Origin of the sequence: Psychrobacter sp. 2Y5 (assembly GCF_051847375.1) — a bacterium.
Classification (GTDB): Bacteria; Pseudomonadota; Gammaproteobacteria; order Pseudomonadales; family Moraxellaceae; genus Psychrobacter.
In genome coordinates, this window is the sequence record NZ_JBPYDA010000002.1 from 263,121 (window position 1) to 283,307 (window position 20,187).

Annotated in this window: 10 protein-coding genes; 5 read left to right on the top strand and 5 right to left on the bottom strand. The window is 43.9% G+C overall.

Features of this window, described 5'->3' with window-relative positions; translation table 11 throughout:
* Window positions 1–199: 199 nt before the first annotated feature.
* Both ACS8E3_RS03010 and aceE read right to left on the bottom strand, forming a co-directional pair.
* Entirely contained in the window at window positions 200–1,960 is a 1,761-nt protein-coding gene (locus ACS8E3_RS03010) for a 2-oxo acid dehydrogenase subunit E2 (protein ID WP_439241078.1), read from the bottom strand.
* Between the two features lie 38 nt (window positions 1,961–1,998).
* Window positions 1,999–4,812: a pyruvate dehydrogenase (acetyl-transferring), homodimeric type gene (gene aceE, locus ACS8E3_RS03015; protein WP_439241080.1), complete on the bottom strand. Its 2,814-nt coding sequence runs from the start codon at window positions 4,810–4,812 to the stop codon at window positions 1,999–2,001.
* Window positions 4,813–5,868: 1,056 nt separating this feature from the next.
* Here aceE and ACS8E3_RS03020 point away from each other — a divergent pair.
* The 5 genes from ACS8E3_RS03020 to ACS8E3_RS03040 all read left to right on the top strand — a co-directional run bounded on the left by ACS8E3_RS03020 (window position 5,869) and on the right by ACS8E3_RS03040 (window position 16,947).
* The gene (locus tag ACS8E3_RS03020) at window positions 5,869–7,542 is read left to right on the top strand and encodes a hypothetical protein (RefSeq protein ID WP_439241082.1); all 1,674 of its coding nucleotides are present in this window, start codon (window positions 5,869–5,871) and stop codon (window positions 7,540–7,542) included.
* A gap of 389 nt (window positions 7,543–7,931) precedes the next feature.
* Window positions 7,932–8,396, top strand: coding sequence for a hypothetical protein (locus tag ACS8E3_RS03025; protein ID WP_439241085.1), 465 nt, complete (start codon window positions 7,932–7,934; stop codon window positions 8,394–8,396).
* Between the two features lie 64 nt (window positions 8,397–8,460).
* Window positions 8,461–10,521: a hypothetical protein gene (locus ACS8E3_RS03030; RefSeq protein ID WP_439241087.1), complete on the top strand. Its 2,061-nt coding sequence runs from the start codon at window positions 8,461–8,463 to the stop codon at window positions 10,519–10,521.
* 234 nt (window positions 10,522–10,755) lie between these two features.
* The gene (locus ACS8E3_RS03035) at window positions 10,756–16,014 is read left to right on the top strand and encodes a hypothetical protein (protein ID WP_439241089.1); all 5,259 of its coding nucleotides are present in this window, start codon (window positions 10,756–10,758) and stop codon (window positions 16,012–16,014) included.
* Window positions 16,015–16,056: 42 nt separating this feature from the next.
* On the top strand, window positions 16,057–16,947 hold the full coding sequence (locus ACS8E3_RS03040) for a hypothetical protein (RefSeq protein ID WP_439241091.1): 891 nt from the start codon (window positions 16,057–16,059) through the stop codon (window positions 16,945–16,947).
* Window positions 16,948–17,044: 97 nt separating this feature from the next.
* Here the strand turns inward: ACS8E3_RS03040 and ACS8E3_RS03045 are convergent, their stop codons facing one another.
* The 3 genes from ACS8E3_RS03045 to glnA all read right to left on the bottom strand — a co-directional run bounded on the left by ACS8E3_RS03045 (window position 17,045) and on the right by glnA (window position 20,055).
* On the bottom strand, window positions 17,045–17,473 hold the full coding sequence (locus ACS8E3_RS03045; protein WP_439241093.1) for a hypothetical protein: 429 nt from the start codon (window positions 17,471–17,473) through the stop codon (window positions 17,045–17,047).
* A 298-nt stretch (window positions 17,474–17,771) separates the two neighbouring features.
* A complete protein-coding gene (locus ACS8E3_RS03050) occupies window positions 17,772–18,491 on the bottom strand; it encodes a DUF4124 domain-containing protein (protein WP_439241095.1) in 720 nt (239 codons plus the stop codon).
* A gap of 154 nt (window positions 18,492–18,645) precedes the next feature.
* Window positions 18,646–20,055, bottom strand: a complete 1,410-nt coding sequence (gene glnA, locus ACS8E3_RS03055; RefSeq protein ID WP_439241097.1) for a type I glutamate--ammonia ligase — start codon at window positions 20,053–20,055, stop codon at window positions 18,646–18,648.
* Window positions 20,056–20,187 lie beyond the last annotated feature (132 nt).

Sequence of the window (20,187 nt, forward strand, 5' to 3'; positions counted from 1 at the left end):
TAAAGCAAAACACGATCTAATAAAACATCAAAAAGCCGGCTAAATGCTGGCTTTTTCGTAGCTAATGATTGAGAAAAATAGTAAGTAACTAGTGTTTGTCATAGCTAACAACCCCGAGGGTATTGAATAATTAGCTATAAAAAAAGACCGTCCTGAGACGATCTTCTAATCATAACTACGAATGTTCGTTAGCGTTTATCTATAATAAAATACGGCGCGGATCCGCTAGCAAAGTCGTGATATAACGAGTAAATACCGCAGCATCAGCGCCATTAATCACCCGGTGATCATAGGACAAAGATAATGGTAGCATCAGACGCGGCTCAAAAGTTTGCTTACTCTCATTCCAGCGCGGCTGCATACTCGCCTCAGAGACACCTAAAATACCGACTTGTGGCCAGTTTACCAGTGGCGTAAACGCCGTACCGCCCAAGTTACCTTGGCTTGAGATGGTAAAGCTCGCCCCTTGCAGGTCTTTAGTGCTGAGCTTTTTATCGCGAGCCTTACCTGCCAGCTCACCGATCTCGATAGCAATCTGTTTGAGGCCTTTGTCCTGCACGTTTTTTATCACCGGCACAATAAGACCGTCATCGGTTGCCACCGCAATACCCATATTGACCGTTTTACGTAAGATAATCTGCGTATTATCATCGCTCAAATGGCTATTAAAACGCGGGTGCTGCGTCAAAGCATAAGCCGTGGCTTTGACAATAAAGGCTAAAATCGTAAAACCGATACCTTCTGCTTTCATCCCGCCTTTTAGCTCGCTACGTAATTTTTCGGTCTCAGTAATATCAGACAAATCAAACTGCGTCACTTGCGGCAAGTAAGTATTATAATTGAGCTGCGGAATCGAGACTTTTTGTAGGCGACTTAAGTCTTCTATTGTTGTCTCACCCCAAATCTCTTTATTACTCATATCTGGCAAGCTTGGTAAACTGCCACGCTCTACGCTGCCGCTAGTAGTCGCAGCTTTTTGCGCGGTTAAACTACTCTTAACATGCGCAAATAGATCCTCTTTTAAGATACGATCATTGAGCGCTGAGCCTGATACTTGCGTAATATCTACGCCTAGTTGACGCGCAAGCTTACGTACCGCGGGACCAGCATAAACCTCAGTAAGCTTCTCATTCACTTGCGCTTCGGTCAGCTTGTTGCTTGCGCTTTTTGGAGCAGCCTTACTATCAGTAGCGGCATCATCTTTCGATGGCGATGCTGCTTGCTTGGGTTCATTAGTCGCTTGCTCGGACTTATCTGCTGACTGCTGTGGTTTGGAGTCCTCAGACTCAAATGCTTTATCATCCGCGGCCGAACTATCAGACGTATCAGCGTTACTACCGATAATAACGATAAAGTCTTGGCCATTGGCGACCATATCACCCGCTTGCACAAGAATTTTCTCAACTTTGCCAGATTCTGGCGCGGGTACTTCGACAGAAGCTTTATCAGACTCAATAAGTAAAATAGAATCGTTAGCCTCGACCATATCGCCCACGCTAACCATAATCTCTGCCACTTGCGCTTCTTCAACGCCTAAGTCTGGCAAAGCGTGAGTCGTCGCGCTGCCGGTATTCTTCTGAGTCTTAGAAGAATCAGCATTATCTTTTGTCTGCGGTACTTGCTCATTCTTTGCATCTTCAGCTTCTGTAGATTTACTATCTTCTGTATCGGTTTCAGACTGTTTTTGCTCATTTTTAGAGCTGTCACTAGACTCATCAGCTGCTTCACTATCAACGTCACTATCGACCTCAATGAGCACCATCCCTTCACTGACTTGATCACCAACCTCAACGCTGATTTTGCTCACTTTACCAGCAGCAGAGCTAGGCACTTCAAATGAGGCTTTATCAGACTCTAATAAAATAATATTGTCGTCTTTAGCAATGACATCACCGACTGCTACCATGATCTCACTGACTTCGGCGCTCTCGACACCTAAATCGGGGGCTTTAATATCCATCCTAGTTTCTCCTTATTATCTCGTCACGTAGTTGTGGGCTATTCTTTGATGTCATCATCGTTTAGCAATTTGGCGTCGGCTTGATCTTCGGCGCGACCTTCGCTAGAGATTTCATCATCATCTTCACCGACAAAATCAGGAACAGGATTTGGATTGACGTTATCAGGTGCAGGAGCATCTGGGAAATGATCATAGTGAGGCTGAGTCTGCCAAGCGGGCGGCTGATCGACCTCGATACCGAAGCTCGAAATAGCATCTTTGACTAAGCGCATCTCTACTTCACCTTCATCTGCCAAGCGCTTAAGCGTGGCAACGACGATATGAGCGGCATCTACGTGGAAGAAGCTACGCAGCTGCTCGCGAGTATCTGAGCGACCATAGCCGTCCGTACCTAGTGTGGTATAAGGACGGTTGTCAGGCAGCCAAGCGCGAATCTGCTCTGAGTAGTTACGCATATAATCGGTTGCGGCTACCACGATGCCCTCGTGCGGTGCAAGCAGCTCTGTAACCCAAGGCACGACTTCATCATCCATAGGATGCAAGCGATTGTAGTCATCACAGGCCATGCCATCACGAGTCAGCTCATTGAAGCTCGTCACGCTCCAGACGTTAGCGGTGATATTGAACTCATCGTTGAGAATCTGCGCCGCTTTTTGTACTTCACGCAAGATTACCCCCGAGCCGAGTAGCTGCACTTGGCTTGAACCATTGTCTTCGAGCAAGTACATTCCGCGCTTAATACCCTCTTCCACACCTTCTGGCATAGCAGGTTGGTCGTAGTTCTCATTCATTAGCGTCAAGTAATAATAAACGCGCTCGCCCTCACCATACATCCGGCGCAGACCATCATGCATGATGACGGCTAGCTCATAACCAAAGCAAGGATCATAGGTCACGCAGTTAGGCACTACGCCGAACAAAATTTGTGAATGGCCATCTTGATGCTGTAAGCCCTCGCCGTTTAGAGTGGTACGACCAGCGGTTGCGCCTAATAAGAAGCCTTGTGCTTGACAGTCGCCTGCCGCCCAAGCAAGATCGCCGACACGCTGAAAACCAAACATCGAATAGTAAATATAAAGCGGAATCATCGGCAGAGCATTGACTGAATAGCTGGTCGCTAGCGCAATCCAAGTACTCATCGCCCCCGCTTCGTTGATGCCTTCCTCTAGCATATGGCCATCGATAGCTTCTTTATAGCCCATTAGCGCTTCGCTATCTTCTGGCGTATATTTTTGTCCAGAAGCAGAATAGATCCCCAACTGACGGAACATACCCTCTAAACCAAAAGTACGCGCTTCATCAGGAACGATAGGCACGACGCGGTCTTGGATATCTTTGTTTTTGAGCATAGCCGATAGCAAACGTACAAACACCATCGTCGTTGATTGCTCTTTGCCTTTACTGCCCTTAAGCACGCGATCAAACATCGACAAATCAGGGATATTGAGAGGTATGTGACCACTACGCCGATTAGGTAGATGCCCGCCTAACGCTTCACGGCGACCTTTTAGATACTTCATCTCAGCAGAGTCTTCTTCTGGGCGATAAAAAGGCAGCGTCTCTAATTGCTCATCAGTAAAGGGTAGATCAAAACGATCGCGGAAATACATCAACGACTCATGATCGAGCTTTTTGATCTGATGCGATTTGTTTACCGCTTGTGCTTGAGTAGATAGACCGTAGCCTTTGACTGTCTTGACTAATACCACGGTTGGCTGGCCTTTGGTCTTCATCGCTTCACTAAAGGCGGCATAGACTTTTACTGGATCATGGCCACCGCGATTGAGACGTGAGATATCCTGATCTGATAGCTCATTCGCCATTTCCTCAAGCTCAGGATATTTCCCAAAAAACTCTTTACGCACGAAGCTTGGATCACGGGCTTCATATAACTGATATTCACCATCAACCGCTTCTTCCATACGGTGCTTGAGCACACCAGTATCATCTTTATCGAGTAGATTATCCCACTGGCCACCCCAGATCACCTTGATAACGTGCCAACCTGCACCGCGAAACACCGACTCTAACTCTTGAATGATTTTGCCGTTACCGCGTACTGGACCATCGAGACGCTGCAGGTTACAGTTGACCACCCAAATGAGGTTATCAAGCTTTTCACGGCCAGCAAGCGAGATGGCACCTAAGCTTTCAGGCTCATCTGTCTCGCCATCACCTAAGAAGGTCCAAATCTTGCGGCCTTCCGACTCAAGCAAGCCGCGGTTTTCCATATAACGATGCACGTGCGCATGATAAATGGACATAATAGGGCCAAGACCCATAGAAACCGTTGGGAACTGCCAATAATCTGGCATCAAATAAGGATGCGGGTAGCTCGACAAACCTTTGCCGCCGACTTCACGGCGAAAATTCTCTAATTGCTCCTCATTCAGACGACCCTCTAAGTAAGAGCGAGCATAAATACCAGGCGCGGAGTGACCTTGATAATAGATCATATCGCCACCGAAGTGATCGCTTGCGGCGCGGAAAAAGTGATTAAAACCCGTTTCATAAAGCGTGGCACTAGAAGCGAATGTCGCTAAGTGACCGCCCAAATCGTCGTCGTTCTTATTAGCGCGCATAACCATAGCTAGCGCATTGTAGCGAATCAGCGCCCGAATCTTGCGCTCTATGCCCAAATCTCCTGGATACATCGGCTCATCTTCAACAGCGATGCTATTGATATAAGCGGTATCCAAACGGTTGAACGGTAAGCCTTCTTGTACCGACATGTTGTAGAGCGCTTTTAATAAAAACTGGGCACGATCCTTATCGGCATGCTTAATCACCGATTCAAAAGCATCTAGCCATTCCTGTGTTTCGGTGCTATCGGCATCCTTGTAATAATTCATCTTTACTTGTCCTTTTTATGAGTAGTTCCTGTTTGCTACAGGATAGGTTATTTCCCTTAAAAGCAAGGGTGAGATTTATGAGTTATATAAAGCAATGTTAAAGCCTTTAATTAAGGCTTCTATATTACTTTATGTATAACCGTTATTCATTAAAATAATGAAGAAACAGACAATTTTGCAACTTCCTTGTGCTGCTTAGGGATACTGTCTACTGAATTGAGTTTAAATGCGAGGTTGGCATGAGAGTGACTTTGTCGATTCTTTTAATAAGACATCACAACCTTAAAGTCAGTTTACAAACAATCACTGACCTCTATTATAGGCGCTTATATGCGAAATGTTTATGGCTATTGGTAAATACCTATACGCTAAGCATTTTTTAGAAAAATAGCGCTTTCAGAGCTAGCTATACTAGATGATAAATCTCTTCCTTCTACTATCTCTCTACCGCTTAATTACCAATATTAAGAACATAAGTTTGTTATTTTATTGTTGTTCAGTCAATAGATCTGACAATTTTGAGCTCCTATAATAACCGAACAAATAAAAATTCTGACCAAACTGACTCTATGTATCTTTGCTATGACAAATATTGGTAAGAACACCTTCTTGATGACATAACAAAAAGTTATCAAAGAAATTTACCTTTTTTATTAAAACTGAGCTTTGTATTTTATATATTTAAAACACTAATCCTTCTGTTTACGGGCTTTCCTTTGCTATGGAAGCTCATTTCTTACACAGTATCTATATTCTTGGCATATTTATTGCAAAAATTATATTAAGCATTATTTGCATAATTGCTATATCGGCTTATTTAACCGTTCATCGAAAAGTTGTAGAAATCTATCTATATATAGATTAGGTATAAGCGATAAGATAGCAAACATAATTTCATTAACATTTCATTCTGTCTATTGATTACTACCGTTTATCTAAGTGTTTAACGCTTGTTATAAAAATTAATCGAATCCTAGTTTTTAATGAAATTAGCCTGTCAAAGCAGTACTACCTACGTAAAAAAATCGAATAAATACATATATCTAAGGTGACAAAATGCGTCAGTCTCAAAAGTTTTTCGAAGCTACCGATATTTCTTTATATCGTAGGTATTTGCAACAAATGTTGATTATGACAGGCTTATTACTGTTTTTTTTGAGTAGTGGATCGGCTTTTGCTATAGAAGATAATCCAGGGGCAGTTTGTGATAGCAACTTTTCTCAAGGTAGTCTGACGAATCCTGATTACACAAACTTAGCAACAGCAGTCAACACATCAAATTACGTTGATATTGCAGGAAATGACTCAGGTAGTATTCCCTTGCAGATCAAAATAGATATAACAGAGAGTAACGGTCCCCCTACAGGTAACAGCTCTTTTACTGCAAGAACGGTAAGCAGCAAGGGTGTGTTCAATGTATTCCGTGATTTTCCTTCTATGACCTCCGTTACTTCAATTGATCTTGACTTTCGTAACAGTATTACAGAACAACCTATTTTCTTGACTAATGTGGCACTTAGTGCTTTTGATATCGACTTTGCAAACAGTAGTAATAGCAATATTTTTGATGATTACGTCCTGTTTACGGGAGTTACTTCAAGTGGAAGTACTATTAATGGTAATTATCAAGCAGTAGCTGGTTCGAATATTCGCTCTTTTGATGATAGTAGACCGAATACGACTGGAGTAGGGTTATATGCTGTTAATAATACTGCTAACTGTCCTGCAAGTTCTTTAAGCACAAATTGTCAAGGCTCCGTAAAATTTTCAGAACCTGTCAAGTCAGTAAAAATTCGTTATACCAATGCAAATTATCGAATTTTTGGTAACCCAACAAATCAGGAAGTTTTTCTTAGTCTAGACAACTACTGCTACGTTCCGCAATATTATTTCTCTGGCACTGTATTTAACGATAACGGAGGCATCACTAATACTCAAGCTGATGCGAACAATGCCAATATAAATAGTGGAACCTACTTTAATAAACCTAACTATTTTAATGGCGTCTTCAACTCTCCTCAGGAGTCAGGTATTAGTGGTAGCAGTATTAGACTAACTAACTGTGCCAATACATCTACCAACTATGGTACGCAATCTGTTGTAAGTAACGGTACTACTATTGGCCAATATCGATTTAGTGTGCCTATTTCTACCTTCAACAATAATACCAATATATGTCTAATAGAAAGTAGTACAAACACTACTTTCCCTATAAGAACAACTAGCGAGAACATAAATACAGGGTTTTCAACAACCAAATACAATTACCCAGATAATAACTTTGGCAGAGTAATTGCCGCAAATGCAGCAATAGTGCTCAGAAAAGCTCAGTACGTCAATAATTGCCCTGCAACACTCAACTACTCTGCTTCCAATATCAACACCTCAGGAAACACAGACCCAAGAGTTGGTTTTAGCGAAAGTGGTATTAATGGAAGTAATCTTATTCCTGGTCAATGTATTGCTTACAGAATCACAGCAACCAATCGTGCAAACCTTCCTGTGAACAACTTTGTGATGCGCGATAAGCTACAAACCAAGGAAGATGGTGCTTTAGTTACCTCATTCTTGATTGGGCCCACGTTTAATGATTCTGACTATGCTACAAACAGTGTCGCTATAGGACAAAACGGTTCAGTTATTACCAAAGGGCTTACCTTAAACCCAAGAGCAAGTCGTAATTTTTATTTTAATACTAAGTACGGTACTACCAACGGCAGTACTCCCTAGCTCACTCTTATCGCTCGTTACCTCATCATTACTCAGGCCACAGCTCTTGTGGCTTGAGTGACCTCTCTATGTCCTTGATTCGACAACTGTTTTATATCTTCGCAGGTTAACCATTTAGCAGATTTTTAATACCATCTATCGCTTTTTAGATGTTTATCTAGCTTTTCTCTGTAAAAATGCACCATGTAATTAACATCTCATCTTCGTTAGTGTTATTGCAATTATTTCTTAAAATTGGCATGAATATTGCTTTTATAAATATAAGTAGCTATCTCAGATAACTTTCAAGGGTCTTAAATAATAGATCAGTGATAAAGATCGAGACAAGCTAAGACCGAAATAAAAACATAACTGTTATTAACGATCATGATCTAAGCAAGGATACCTTTATGAAATATACCACTACTCTACGTAAGGCACTAATCGCCACTTTAGCTTCTGTTAGTTTGATGAGCTTTGCTCATGCGGAAGATGCGCTAAAGATGCAGCTGTCTGCCAACAAAGTCGTGACCAATGCTGAGGGCAAGGTGTCTTACATGCCAGTCAACACTGCTCCTGCTGGCACAGTCGTGCAGTACAAGGCCACTTACTCTAATACCATCAATCAAGATATCCAAGACTTAGAAGTGGTGTTACCTATTCCTGCCAACATGGCATTTAACGGTGAGGCTACTCCTGCTAGTGCTCAGGCGAGTATAGATGGCAAAAACTTCGCCGATATGCCTCTCATGCGTAAGGTTGATGGCAAGATGGTCAAGATTCCTTATTCTGAATACCGCAGCTTACGCTGGAATATTAAGCTTTTACCAGCCAATAAGTCAGCGGCTGTAGCAATGAACACTATCGTTAACTAGTCCCTAACCTCTCACCGATCTTCTTATTTACCCTCAACCTAACTGTTTATCTTTGGAGCAATACATGAAATCAAACACTTTTAACTATAGCCTGCTTACCGTCGGTGTCGCCGCGGTAATGGGTTTATCTACTGGTGCTAATGCGGCTGAAGCTACTGCTGTAAGTGCTGCTGCTGCACCCATTAATAACCAAGCCACTGCTAATTACAGTGTTGGAACTGTCCCTCAGCCACAGGTAAAGTCTAATACAGTCACTGTCAATGTTAGTGAAACTTCTAACTTTGCTTTAGTATCAACCGTTGCTGATGGTACTTCAAATGATGATATAGCCGTAAATCAAAAAGCGACTCCAGGCGGTACTACCCCCTTTACTCATGCGCTTACGAACACAGGTAACGTCAACGATACTTATACTGTTAGAGCAACCGATACTGATTCTTCACTTGTAACTGCCGCTCCAAATTATCCACTTGGTGTTGGTACTATTACTTATGCTATCGTTAAGCCTGATGGTACTACTCCAGCAGTTGCTGCTGATTTAGCTACCAACCAGCCTGTATCTGGTACATTGACTAATGGCGGTACTATCCAGTTACCACCAGGCTTTAAAGCTATTATTACTCATGCAGCTACGACTCCTACTTCAGCAGTCGGTAACAATAAAGGCGTTGGTACCCTGCAGGCTACTAGTAATTTCAATTCTCAAGCCCGTACACTAATAAATGAAAACCAAACCATAGTCAAACTTCCAGTATTCAAGATCGAAAAAACAGCCACTTGTGGACCTTCTAATACGGCATGTACTACTCTCGATTTAACTGCGGCTAATCCTACTATCGATTACAGCATCAAAGTGACTAACGCTACTACAGACTATAGTGATACAGCGACTAACTTTATCGTCAGAGACGTACTTCCTTTAGGTATTACGTTAAATGGTAACGTTACTGCGACAGGTGCAAACGTTAGAGCTATAGGTAATGAAGGTGGTCGTCAGGTTATCGAAGTATTAGTGCCTAGTCTAGCAGTTGGTGCAAATCAAGTAATTAGTTTCAAGACTAATGTTAACAAAGACACATTTAATACTGCTAATAGTTCGGTGACTAACCAAGCAACAGTCTACGACAAATTCAATACTGATATTCCTACTTCGACTGACTTTGATATTGTTGACAGTACAGATGACAGTATCCCTGGTAATAACGTCACCAAAGTACCTGGTGAAGGCGCTGGCACACCTGGTGAAGACACAACGACGAAAATTAGCTTTACCAATCGTAATCTAACGCTCGCGTCTGCAACTATTAGAGAGATTGCACCGACTACTTCTACTTCTACTACTAATACTGATGGTCAAGTAACGCACGTTGCTACCATCACTAACCTTGGTCAGGATGTTGAAGGCGATGCTAATAACCCCTTAACACTTACAATTACTGATGGTACGAACGCTGCAGTTGACCCTGTTCTTAACCAGTTCTTCTTGGTTTATACCCCACCAGGTGGTACAGCTGGTCAGCCAATCGCGGTAACTCCTACAAGAAATGATAACGTTTATACTATTAACAGTTCACAATTCCCTGGTGGCATACCTAAAGGCGGTAAGCTAGAGGTCAGATACAACATGAGTTCTACTGCTGCTGTCATTGGTAGCTCAGAGAATACTGTTGTTAAATTAACTGCTGGTGGTACGAATGCTCCTACTATCCCGTCCTTCACTGACATAACTAATGTCAAAGGTCTAACGCTACTTAAACAAGTTGCCCTGCAAGAGAACTGTAGTGGCACTATTAGTAGTTATGAAGGCGTTTTAGGCGCTAATAATACGCTGAGTCGTACTGCTAAGCCTGGCGATTGTATTTACTACAAAATCACCGCGAACAATACTTTTACCTCTACTAGTGGTACTGCCATAAACAACGTAGTGCTATCGGATTTGACCAGTCAGTGGAAGCCAAAATCGACCTATCAGCCTAGTACGGCATCTTCTTCAAACGGTGGCGCTACTACCGTAACGATAGCTAATTCAGGTAATGCTACTACTGAAGCGGTCACAACTAACCTAGGTTCTCTAGCCGCTGGTGCCTCAGGTAACATGACGTTCGCTATCAAGGTTAATCCTTAAGATCATTACCATTATTTTATATCTACAAAATCTATAAGCAGTAAATGCTGCTTATAGACCAACGCTCTAGCTTGAGCGAACCATAGTTCATTAGCCAAGCTAGAGCGTTACTACCCCACCTTTTATGTTTTATTGAATAAGCGACTTATTATGACATCTCATGTAATCAATACGTCTAAACCCATCAAGCGTTGCACAGCTAAGATATCTACGCTGTCGCTTGCTATGTTGCTTATGCAATCAAATATCGTCATCGCAGCCGATGATATAAACCCGAATCTACAAGTTATCAATAATATCGCTAACGCCAGCTATAACGTCAATAGTCAAACTGGCGTTGTGATATCTAGCACCTCAAACCAAGTGCAAGTAAAAGCCTCAGCTCTTCCTGAATACGGTATTAGCTTATCGAATCAGCCTATACAAACGGTTGAGCCAAATAGCGTTGTCAATTGGGTTAATGTCCTTACCAATACCAGCTACAGCAATCAAACGGTTGAGCTAACCCTCGATGTTGCTCCCTCATTATCGAACATTAGAGTCTATCGAGACTTAAATAACAACGGCGTCATTGATGGCGAAGATAGCGAAGTCATCTTCGATAACTTAACTACGCAGATTAAGCTTGGTCAAAGCGAAAGTATTCAGCTTATCGTTCAAGCATTGTCAGACCCGAGTGGCAAGAGTGGTGACACTGCTAGCATCAAGCTTGGCGCAGTGGTATTGGAGGACGCCTCAGTAGTCTCTGCTAGTGCTAATGACAAACTGATCATCGTTGAGCCTGAGATTAACTTTACCACTCCTCAATTTGATGATAATAAAACAACTTCACAGCTCGATGAAAACGTCTATCTCGAAGCCAGCTACGCGCAGTGTAATGTGCAGCTAGACAAGCCTGATCAAGCCTGGGTCACGGTTACCTCTTCACTAACAGGTGATAAATACTCTTTAAAAGCTATTGAAACCGGTAACAGTACTGGCAAATATCAGCTATCCGCGCCAACCCAAAATAACGCCAATGCTATCAATGATCAGATCATTCAGACCTTGGCAAATGATACTCTAACGGCCAGCTTAGATGCGTGTATCGCCCCTTCTGTTGGCACTGGTGCTGAGCAACTACCGAGCGATGACGACTTTACTATTCGTATCGATGATTTAACCACTCAAATCGATATCATTGATGACAACCCAACCTTAGTCGTCACAAAACAGAGTGAGGTTAAGAGCGCCGAGCTGGGTGATTATGTCAGCTATATTATTACAGTGACCAATAATGGTAACTCTACCGCTTATGATGTAGCGCTTAAAGACGCTCTGCCACGCGGGTTTGATATAGTCTCAAATAGCGTTCGTATTGACAAAAACACGGCCAGCAACGGTGTCGAGATTGATCAGACTCAGACCAACGAGTTTAGCACTGAAGGCAAATACCAAGTCCTTAATTTAGGCAGCTTGGCCGCTAACCAGAGTAAGCAGATTACCTATCGCGTGTTGATTGGCGCATCCGCACTGGGCGGTGACGGTATCAACCGTGCCATCGCCGTAGCCAATAATGAGCAAGGTCAAAGCCTAGTCTCCAGAGAAGCACAGTGGCAGATTGAGGTTGAGCGCGGCGTGATGAATACTGATGGTATCATTATCGGTAAGGTCTATCACGATATCAACCGTGATGGTATTCAACAAAAAGAAGATGGCGAGCTTGGTGTCGCTGGCGTACGTATCTATATGGAAAACGGTAACTTTATCGTCACCGATCCTGAAGGTAAATATAACTTTTATGGCGTCAGTGCCAAGACTCACGTGCTCAAAGTCGATCGCACTACCATTCCGAACGCTACTGAACTGGTTACCCAAAGCAATCGTAATGCTGGCGATGCTGGTAGCCGTTTTGTGGACCTAAAATATGGCGAACTGCATCGTGCTGATTTCGCTATCGTTGGCGGTATGGGTGATAGCACCGAGCGTCTAAACGCTGAGCTTATCGCGCGTAGTAAGTCTATCAGTGCAAAAAATAATGCGCTTGAGCAAGCCGTAAAAACGGAGCTGACTTTAGATCCAGATTATGATCGTGCCTACGAGGATAACGTAGAAGCTAGCGGCTGTAATATCAACGGTGAGCTAGATTTAGGTAGCAATTGTGATTCAGCTATCGTCAATGATATGACTACTCCAGCAGCCAATCGTATCGATATGGCAGTGACTACGGTAGCGCCGCCAGTAGAGCAAGAGCTAGAAGAGTATCTAAAAGAAGTTGCTACCAATGATGTGGCCTTTATTAACCTAAATGAAGGCCAGCAGCTCAGCACTTATAAGCAAATGATACAAGTACAAGCGCCACTTGGCTCACTATTTACGCTTTATGCTAATGGTAAAGCCGTATCAGAGCAACAAATCGGTAAAACCGCTGAGCAAGAAAAGCAAAGTGTGACCGCTTTTGATTATTATGCAGTTGATTTGCAGCGCGGCAGCAACACCCTGCGCGGCGTCGCAACTGACATCAATGGCAAAGTTATCTCCGAGCAAACGATCAACGTGCTCACGCCAGATAGCCTACAAGCGATTGATTACCGTACTCAAGATAACCTAGTGCCAGCCGATGGTGTCAGCGACTATCAGGTGGTCATCAGTCTAAAAGATGTTAACGGCCGTCCTTATATTGGCTCTACTTCAATCACACTTGATACCAATATTGGCCGCATTAATTTACAAGATAGTAGTAAAGATCAAGCAGGGACACAAGTCATAGTCAACGGCGGCGAGCTACTGATCCCAGTAATCGCGCCAAGCGTACCTGGTAGAGGCGAGCTAGTCATCGATACCGGTAGTAGCAAACAAGTCATTCCGCTGCAGTTTACCGCGCAATTGCGTCCGCTTATCGCTGTCGGTATCGTCGAGGGCGCTCTTTCCCTCAAAGACTTTGATGGTGGTCAAATCACTGACGCCCAAGGCGCGTTTGAACAAGAGCTAAACGATTTGGCCGGTGACGATGATTACACCGCTTCAGGTCGCGCCGCTATGTTCCTCAAAGGCAAAGTGCGCGGCGATTATCTATTGACCCTTGCTTATGACAGCGACAAAAAAGGCGAGCGTCTGTTTCGTGATATCGAGCCTGGCGAGTACTATCCGGTCTATGGTGATAGCTCAGCAAAAGGTTTTGATGCGCAGTCGACGAGCAAGCTTTATGTACGCGTTGATAAAGGTCGCTCGTTTGCGATGTATGGCGATCTCAAGACTCAGATCGACAATGACGAAGGCATCAAGCTTGGTCAATACAATCGTACTTTGACTGGCCTAAAAGCCCAGTATGAAGATAGCAATACTCGCGTGACTGCTTTCTTAGCTGAGACTAGCACTAGCCAGCGTGTCAATGAGACTCGCGGACTCGGTATCTCAGGGCCGTATCCACTCGCTGAGAACTTCGATGCCGTACTAGAGAACTCTGAAACTATCGAAGTTATCACTCGTGACGCCAATAACCCAGGCCTAATCGTCAGCCGTAAGACCCTTACACGCTTTGCCGATTATGAGATCGATCCTATTAGCCGCAGCTTATTCCTAAAAGCCCCTATCGCTAGCCAAGATTTAGCGGGTAATCCTATCTATTTACGTGTCACCGTAGAAGTCGATGAAGGCGGTGACGACTATCTAGTGGGCGGCGTAGCTGTCAAGCAGCAACTCACCGAAAAAGTCGCTATCGGTGGTAGCTATATCAATAGCGATGATCCGCTAAATAAAGAACAGCTCGCTAGTGTCAATACTGTTATCAAGATGAATGACAAGCTCAAGCTCGTCGCTGAATATGCGATGAATAAGGCAGAAAATCCAAACTTTGAGCCAAGCAATCAAATCAATGCCTCAGAGCTTGACGGTAACGACGCTGATGGCGATGCTTTGCGCGTAGAGCTTGATTTTGATAATAAGAAAAACACCCGTGCCAAAGCTTATTACAATGATACTGATGAGGGTTTTGTCACAGGCGCTTCTCCGCAAACCGCTGGCCGTCAAGAGTCTGGCTTTGAGGTCGCGCATCTAATCAATGATAAAAAGACCGCGCTTAAGTTAGAGGGCGTACGTACTAAAGATGAGACAACCAACGCTAGTCGCCAAGGGGTGCTCGCAAGTATCGAGCAGCGCCTAAGCACTAATGTCGTCGGCGAGATTGGTCTACGTTACTATAAGCAAGATGCGACAGCGGCCTCACGCAGTATTCAAGAGGCAACAGACGTGGTCGACGTCACCGATGATACTCTCTTTAATGATGACGTTATTAATCAATCCGCGCTTAGCGGTGTTAGTGATGCTGATAAAGATATTGAAGGCACTACCGCGCGCGCTCGTATTACCGCACGTCTGCCCAAGCTTAATAACTCGCTAGTATTTGCAGAGTATGAGCAAGATATCGATAACAGCGAGCGTAATGCTACCTCTATCGGTGGTGAGACGCCACTCGGTAATTTGGGCCGATTATATGCGCGTCACGATCTGATTAATAGTCTCTCTGGCAGCTATGGTCTAGACGACACTGAGGAGCGTCAACGCACCGTATTTGGGGTCGATGCCAACTACATGAAAGATGGCAAAGTCTATAGTGAATACCGTATGCGTGATGCGATCAGTGCCCGCGAAGCAGAAGCCGCTATCGGTCTGAAAAACAAATGGTATGTCCAGCAAGGCTTAACCTTAAGCACTTTATTTGAGCGGGTTGAGTCTTTAGAGGGCGATACAGAAAATACCGCTACAGCAGCTGGCATTGGCGCTGAGTATTTAGCGCAGGAAGACTACAAAGTGTCAGGACGTTTAGAGAAGCGTTGGGGCGAGACTAGCGATACTCTGCTCGGTAGTGCTGGTATTGCTTATCGCTATACTGATGAGATAACTTTACTTGCTAAAGACATTTACTCACAAGTGGATTATGATGATGGCGATCGTACTATTAATCGCTTTCAGTTAGGTGCGGCCTATCGTGACTATGATAGTAACCAGCTCGATATGCTAGCCAAGCTTGAGTATCGTTTAGACGATAATAATACCGGCGATGACACTTATCAAAAAGACACGGTTATCTGGTCATGGAGTGGTAACTACCATCCGACCCGCCCGCTCACCTTGTCTGGTCGCTACGCTGGTAAATACACTGAATTTAGTGCAGAAGGCATTAGTAGTGATAACACTGCCCATGCCTTATATGGTCGCGGTCTGTATGATTTAACTGAGCGCTGGGATATTGGCGTACAAGCCGGCACTTATTGGAATGAGCAAGCCAATGATATGGCTTATATGCTAGGAGCTGAAGTCGGCTATAGCCCAATGACTAACCTCTGGTTGTCGCTAGGCTATAACTTTATGGGGTTTGAAGATGAAGATATTGCTTATGACGATACCACGCAGCAAGGCGCTTACTTTAGATTACGCTTTAAATTTGACGAAGACTTATTTAAAGGTAATGATACTAGCACTAACCCACGTTTAGATCCTAACTCTACCTTATAAGCTATTTAATAATAGCTTTTACTTTAATTTAAGGCCTGCTCTATGACTACTATGACAAACAAATCGGGCACTTTAAAGACTACCCTACTTTCAGCAGCATCTTCATCATTTGCGCTAATGTTAGGGTTGACTGGAATTTCTACGGTACAGGCTGCTGTTTCGCTTGACGAAGATGTTGTCATTAGTCCTACCACTACCGCTGTCAACTGTCATATTGACGCAACCAAAGCTCAAAATAATTATCAAGGCAACCGTCAGCGCGCAATTGCTTGTATGCAGCTACAGCTCAAGAGCTATCAGCTCGCTAGCATGAGCGCGCGCCAACAGTACTTTGCCTACAAAGCCCAAGCTTGGCTCAATTACGCCAATCACGAAGACAGTATCAACAGCACGACTGCGGCGGGCGATTATGCCTTTGATGAGGCAAAAGCTATCTTACAAGCATTACAAAAAGGTGAAGAGCTGCAGCTAAGCTTGATCGCAGATATCCCTGAGACCTCAGCGCTGATGCGTCCCGATCTTTGGGCCAATATCAGTGCTCTAAAAGACAGCGGCGGTATCGCTAGCGCTCCGCGTGAGCTTGCTTTTAGTGAAGTGAGCTTGGTATGGGCCGCCGCCGACCATTGTGAGCATGGCTCTCGTAGCTCAAGCCCGCATTTTCGGATGGCGGATCGCTGGCTTGAACAAGCGCGCGAAGCTTTTGTCAATGCCAGTGACGCCGCTGCTAGTATCGCCATGCAGGAGCTGGCGGTCAATTACTTCAAGCAGTATGAATCACTAGATCCAAGCGATAATGTTTGCCGCGGGCAAGTGCTAACTTCGCCAATGCCAATCTCGCTGTCAATAGCTGAAGCTGCTATCAATAATCAAATTAAGATAGCAAGTGCCATTCCTAGCACTGAACCTACGGTCAGCTATCAAGTGATTAATTAACTTTTGGTCAATCATATGATAGCTGATCTATCTTAAAGTCGATACCTTACTATTAGCGTATCGACTTTGAGATAGGTACGGTTAACTTGTATAAAAGTTAACTATAATCAGCCTCTATCTCTAGCCTTGAACGCTTATTCTGTAAACTCTCAGTATTCGTTCTATTATCAGCATCAATACTTATTTGATATTGGATATGAGCGAGGTCATCTTCAACCGTCTCATAGGCTATCTCCACCACCGACAACAGCTTGGTTAAAAACTTCTGCGCTGTGAAGCGTCCATCGATATAGCTACCATCAAGTCCTAAATACTGATTCGACAACACATGCCGTAAGCGCTCACAGGCAGGTAGCGTATGTTTGGGTAGATACCCCATCTTTTGAGTAATATGTTGTGGTCGTAGCTCAAGCTTATGTATTTGCTGAATGATTTGCAGGGCTAAAAGGTGACGCGGCTGGTAGTGCCGAGTATATATAGAAGAGTAGCTATCTTGGGTAGCTGTCGAGTTAAAGCTAGTAGGCATAGTAGACTCCTGCAACTCCGACAATAAGTGATAATTTTGTCATCATGTATTTAGCTGACAAATAGATTAGGCACAAATGAGAGTGTCGGAGTACAAGCTCATGCGCTTTACCAGTATTATTTTATATCGTGCTGGAAGTTGCAAGATTGGTCCTGTTATACATTGTGAAAATGATATGACCAATCAATTAAACCCACGATAAATTATTTAGGAATAATAGCACAGCAATAACAGCCAGTTCAATTATAGCCGGTCTCATAATCCAATCAAATTTGCAAATAACCCTTAGCCAAGCGACTTATTGCGTACTGTCATTGCTATTATCTTTTTGTCGCAGTTTGAGCAGGAGTTTTTGTTGCCAAGGCAGACGCTGATACGCTTGCAACTGCTGTGCAAGTTGACGCTTTTTTTGTAATATCGCGGTGTTTTGAATAACATAAACCGTACGACTAAGACGATTGATAACTTGCCCTGCACTATTTTCTATTATCGCTTGAATCGTATGCTCTCCTGGGTTGAGATCGATTGTGGCGATTGACGCAGTTACGCCTTGCGAGATCAATTTATCATCTAGATAGATACTAATGCGATCGCCTGCTTGCAGCGCTGGGCTCAATTGTAGATTGACGGTGATGATTTGTCCTGGACGCTGATAAGCGCGCTCGGCCTTAGGTTCAACCATCGTCAGCTGATAATTGACCGCAGCTTGTAAAGTTGGTTTTGGTGCTGCTGCCAGCTGACTTGCTTGCTCGTTGTCATTGGCGCTAGTATTTGTACGATTGATATTAGTAGAATTAATGTTACTACTATTGCCAGTAGTAATCCCTGTTTCGCTAATCTGTTTGCCCGCTTGCTGCTCGTACGTCTGCGGACTATCGGTAAAGGTGACTTGACCGGTACGCTCATCGACGACTTTATAGATGGCTGCCGCATTTGCTGATAACGTATAGCCTCCAACCGTCATTATTGAGAAAAACGTTAGCAAGCTTATCGCTGATTGTTTTAGTTTGAGAGTCATAGTCAGTTAGCCAAGATAATAGTGATATTTACTATTATGCTTTATTTTTATAGTTGATGCCGTAGCTACTTTGAAAATTATAAACAAAAAAACCAGCTAAGATTAACTTAGCTGGTTTTACTTATCTTAACTCGTTTTGTTTATTCGCTAGCGACTAGCAGCTATAATATAAGTCAAATTCAACCGGATGCACGGTTACATTGACGCGCTGCACTTCCTCTTCTTTTAGCGCAATAAAGGCTTCTAGCATCTCTTCTGTGAACACATCACCTTTTAATAAAAACTCATGATCATCACGTAGAGCTTGTAGTGCAATTTCTAGGTTTTCAGCAACCGTTGGGATTTGCGCTTCTTCTTCTGGCGGCAAGTCATATAGGTTTTTGTCCGCGGCATCGCCTGGATGAATCTTGTTTTGGATACCATCAAGACCCGCCATCAGCAGTGCGGCAAAAGTTAAGTAAGGATTAGCCGCTGGATCTGGGAAACGGGCTTCGACACGCACCGCTTTTGGGCTGCTCACATGTGGGATACGAATAGACGCTGAGCGATTAGAGGCAGAATAAGCAAGCTTAATCGGGGCTTCATAATGCGGTACTAGACGTCTATAGCTGTTGGTCGAGGGGTTAGTAATGGCATTTAACGCTCGCGCATGCTTAATGATACCGCCGATAAAATATAGAGCGGTCTCAGATAGACCAGCGTACTCATCACCTGAGAAGGTGTTGACGCCATCTTTTGAGATTGACATATGTACGTGCATACCAGAGCCATTGTCGCCGACTATCGGCTTTGGCATAAAGGTGGCAGTCTTGCCAAATTGATGGGCGACATTATGTACCACATATTTTAATTGTTGGACTTCATCCGCTTTACGCACGAGCGTATTAAACGCGACGCCTATTTCAGACTGACATGGCGCAACTTCGTGATGATGCACCTCGACACTACCCTCGCCGATGATCTCTTCGATACGCTCACACATGACTGAACGCATATCTTGCGAGCTGTCGATAGGAGGTACTGGGAAATACGCACCCTTAACACGCGGACGGTGTCCCATATTGCCCCACTCATAGGACTCATTGGTCGACCAGGCCGCTTCTTCAGCAGTGATTTTATGGCTAACGCCGGACATATCAATCGACCATTTTACGTCGTCAAAGACAAAAAACTCTGGCTCAGGACCGAAATAAGCAGTATCGCCAATACCTGTAGATTTGAGATACTCTTCAGCGCGACGAGCGATAGAGCGTGGATCGCGATCATAGCCCTGTAGCGTTGACGGCTCGATGATGTCGCAAGTCACGACGACGGTAACGGCATCAAAGAAAGGGTCCAAAAAAGCGGTCTCTGGATCAGGTCTTAAGATCATATCTGACGCTTCGATACCTTTCCAACCTGCAATGGAGGAGCCATCGAACATTTTGCCATCTTCCATCACCTCTTCATCAACGCTATGCGCTGGGAAGCTGATGTGCTGCTCTTTACCGCGAGTATCAGTGAAGCGAAAATCCACCCACTTAGCATTTGAGGATTCAATAAGATCTAATAATTTATTCGACATGAATAATCTCCGTTAGAGTTGTCAGGTTTTGGTTATTAAAATTTGCTATGGTTTTTGTGATTTGGCGCTTAGTCTAAGAGTCGCTATACATACCGCCATATCTGTATGAAAAACTGCGCTATATCCTAAACC

Excerpts from the sequence above, each read along its gene's own strand:
- ACS8E3_RS03010 (WP_439241078.1), bottom strand. The coding sequence starts at position 1,960 with ATGGATATTAAAGCCCCCGATTTAGGTGTCGAGAGCGCCGAAGTCAGT.
- aceE (WP_439241080.1), bottom strand. The coding sequence starts at position 4,812 with ATGAATTATTACAAGGATGCCGATAGCACCGAAACACAGGAATGGCTA.
- ACS8E3_RS03020 (WP_439241082.1), top strand. The coding sequence starts at position 5,869 with ATGCGTCAGTCTCAAAAGTTTTTCGAAGCTACCGATATTTCTTTATAT.
- ACS8E3_RS03025 (WP_439241085.1), top strand. The coding sequence starts at position 7,932 with ATGAAATATACCACTACTCTACGTAAGGCACTAATCGCCACTTTAGCT.
- ACS8E3_RS03030 (WP_439241087.1), top strand. The coding sequence starts at position 8,461 with ATGAAATCAAACACTTTTAACTATAGCCTGCTTACCGTCGGTGTCGCC.
- ACS8E3_RS03035 (WP_439241089.1), top strand. The coding sequence starts at position 10,756 with ATGCAATCAAATATCGTCATCGCAGCCGATGATATAAACCCGAATCTA.
- ACS8E3_RS03040 (WP_439241091.1), top strand. The coding sequence starts at position 16,057 with ATGACTACTATGACAAACAAATCGGGCACTTTAAAGACTACCCTACTT.
- ACS8E3_RS03045 (WP_439241093.1), bottom strand. The coding sequence starts at position 17,473 with ATGCCTACTAGCTTTAACTCGACAGCTACCCAAGATAGCTACTCTTCT.
- ACS8E3_RS03050 (WP_439241095.1), bottom strand. The coding sequence starts at position 18,491 with ATGACTCTCAAACTAAAACAATCAGCGATAAGCTTGCTAACGTTTTTC.
- glnA (WP_439241097.1), bottom strand. The coding sequence starts at position 20,055 with ATGTCGAATAAATTATTAGATCTTATTGAATCCTCAAATGCTAAGTGG.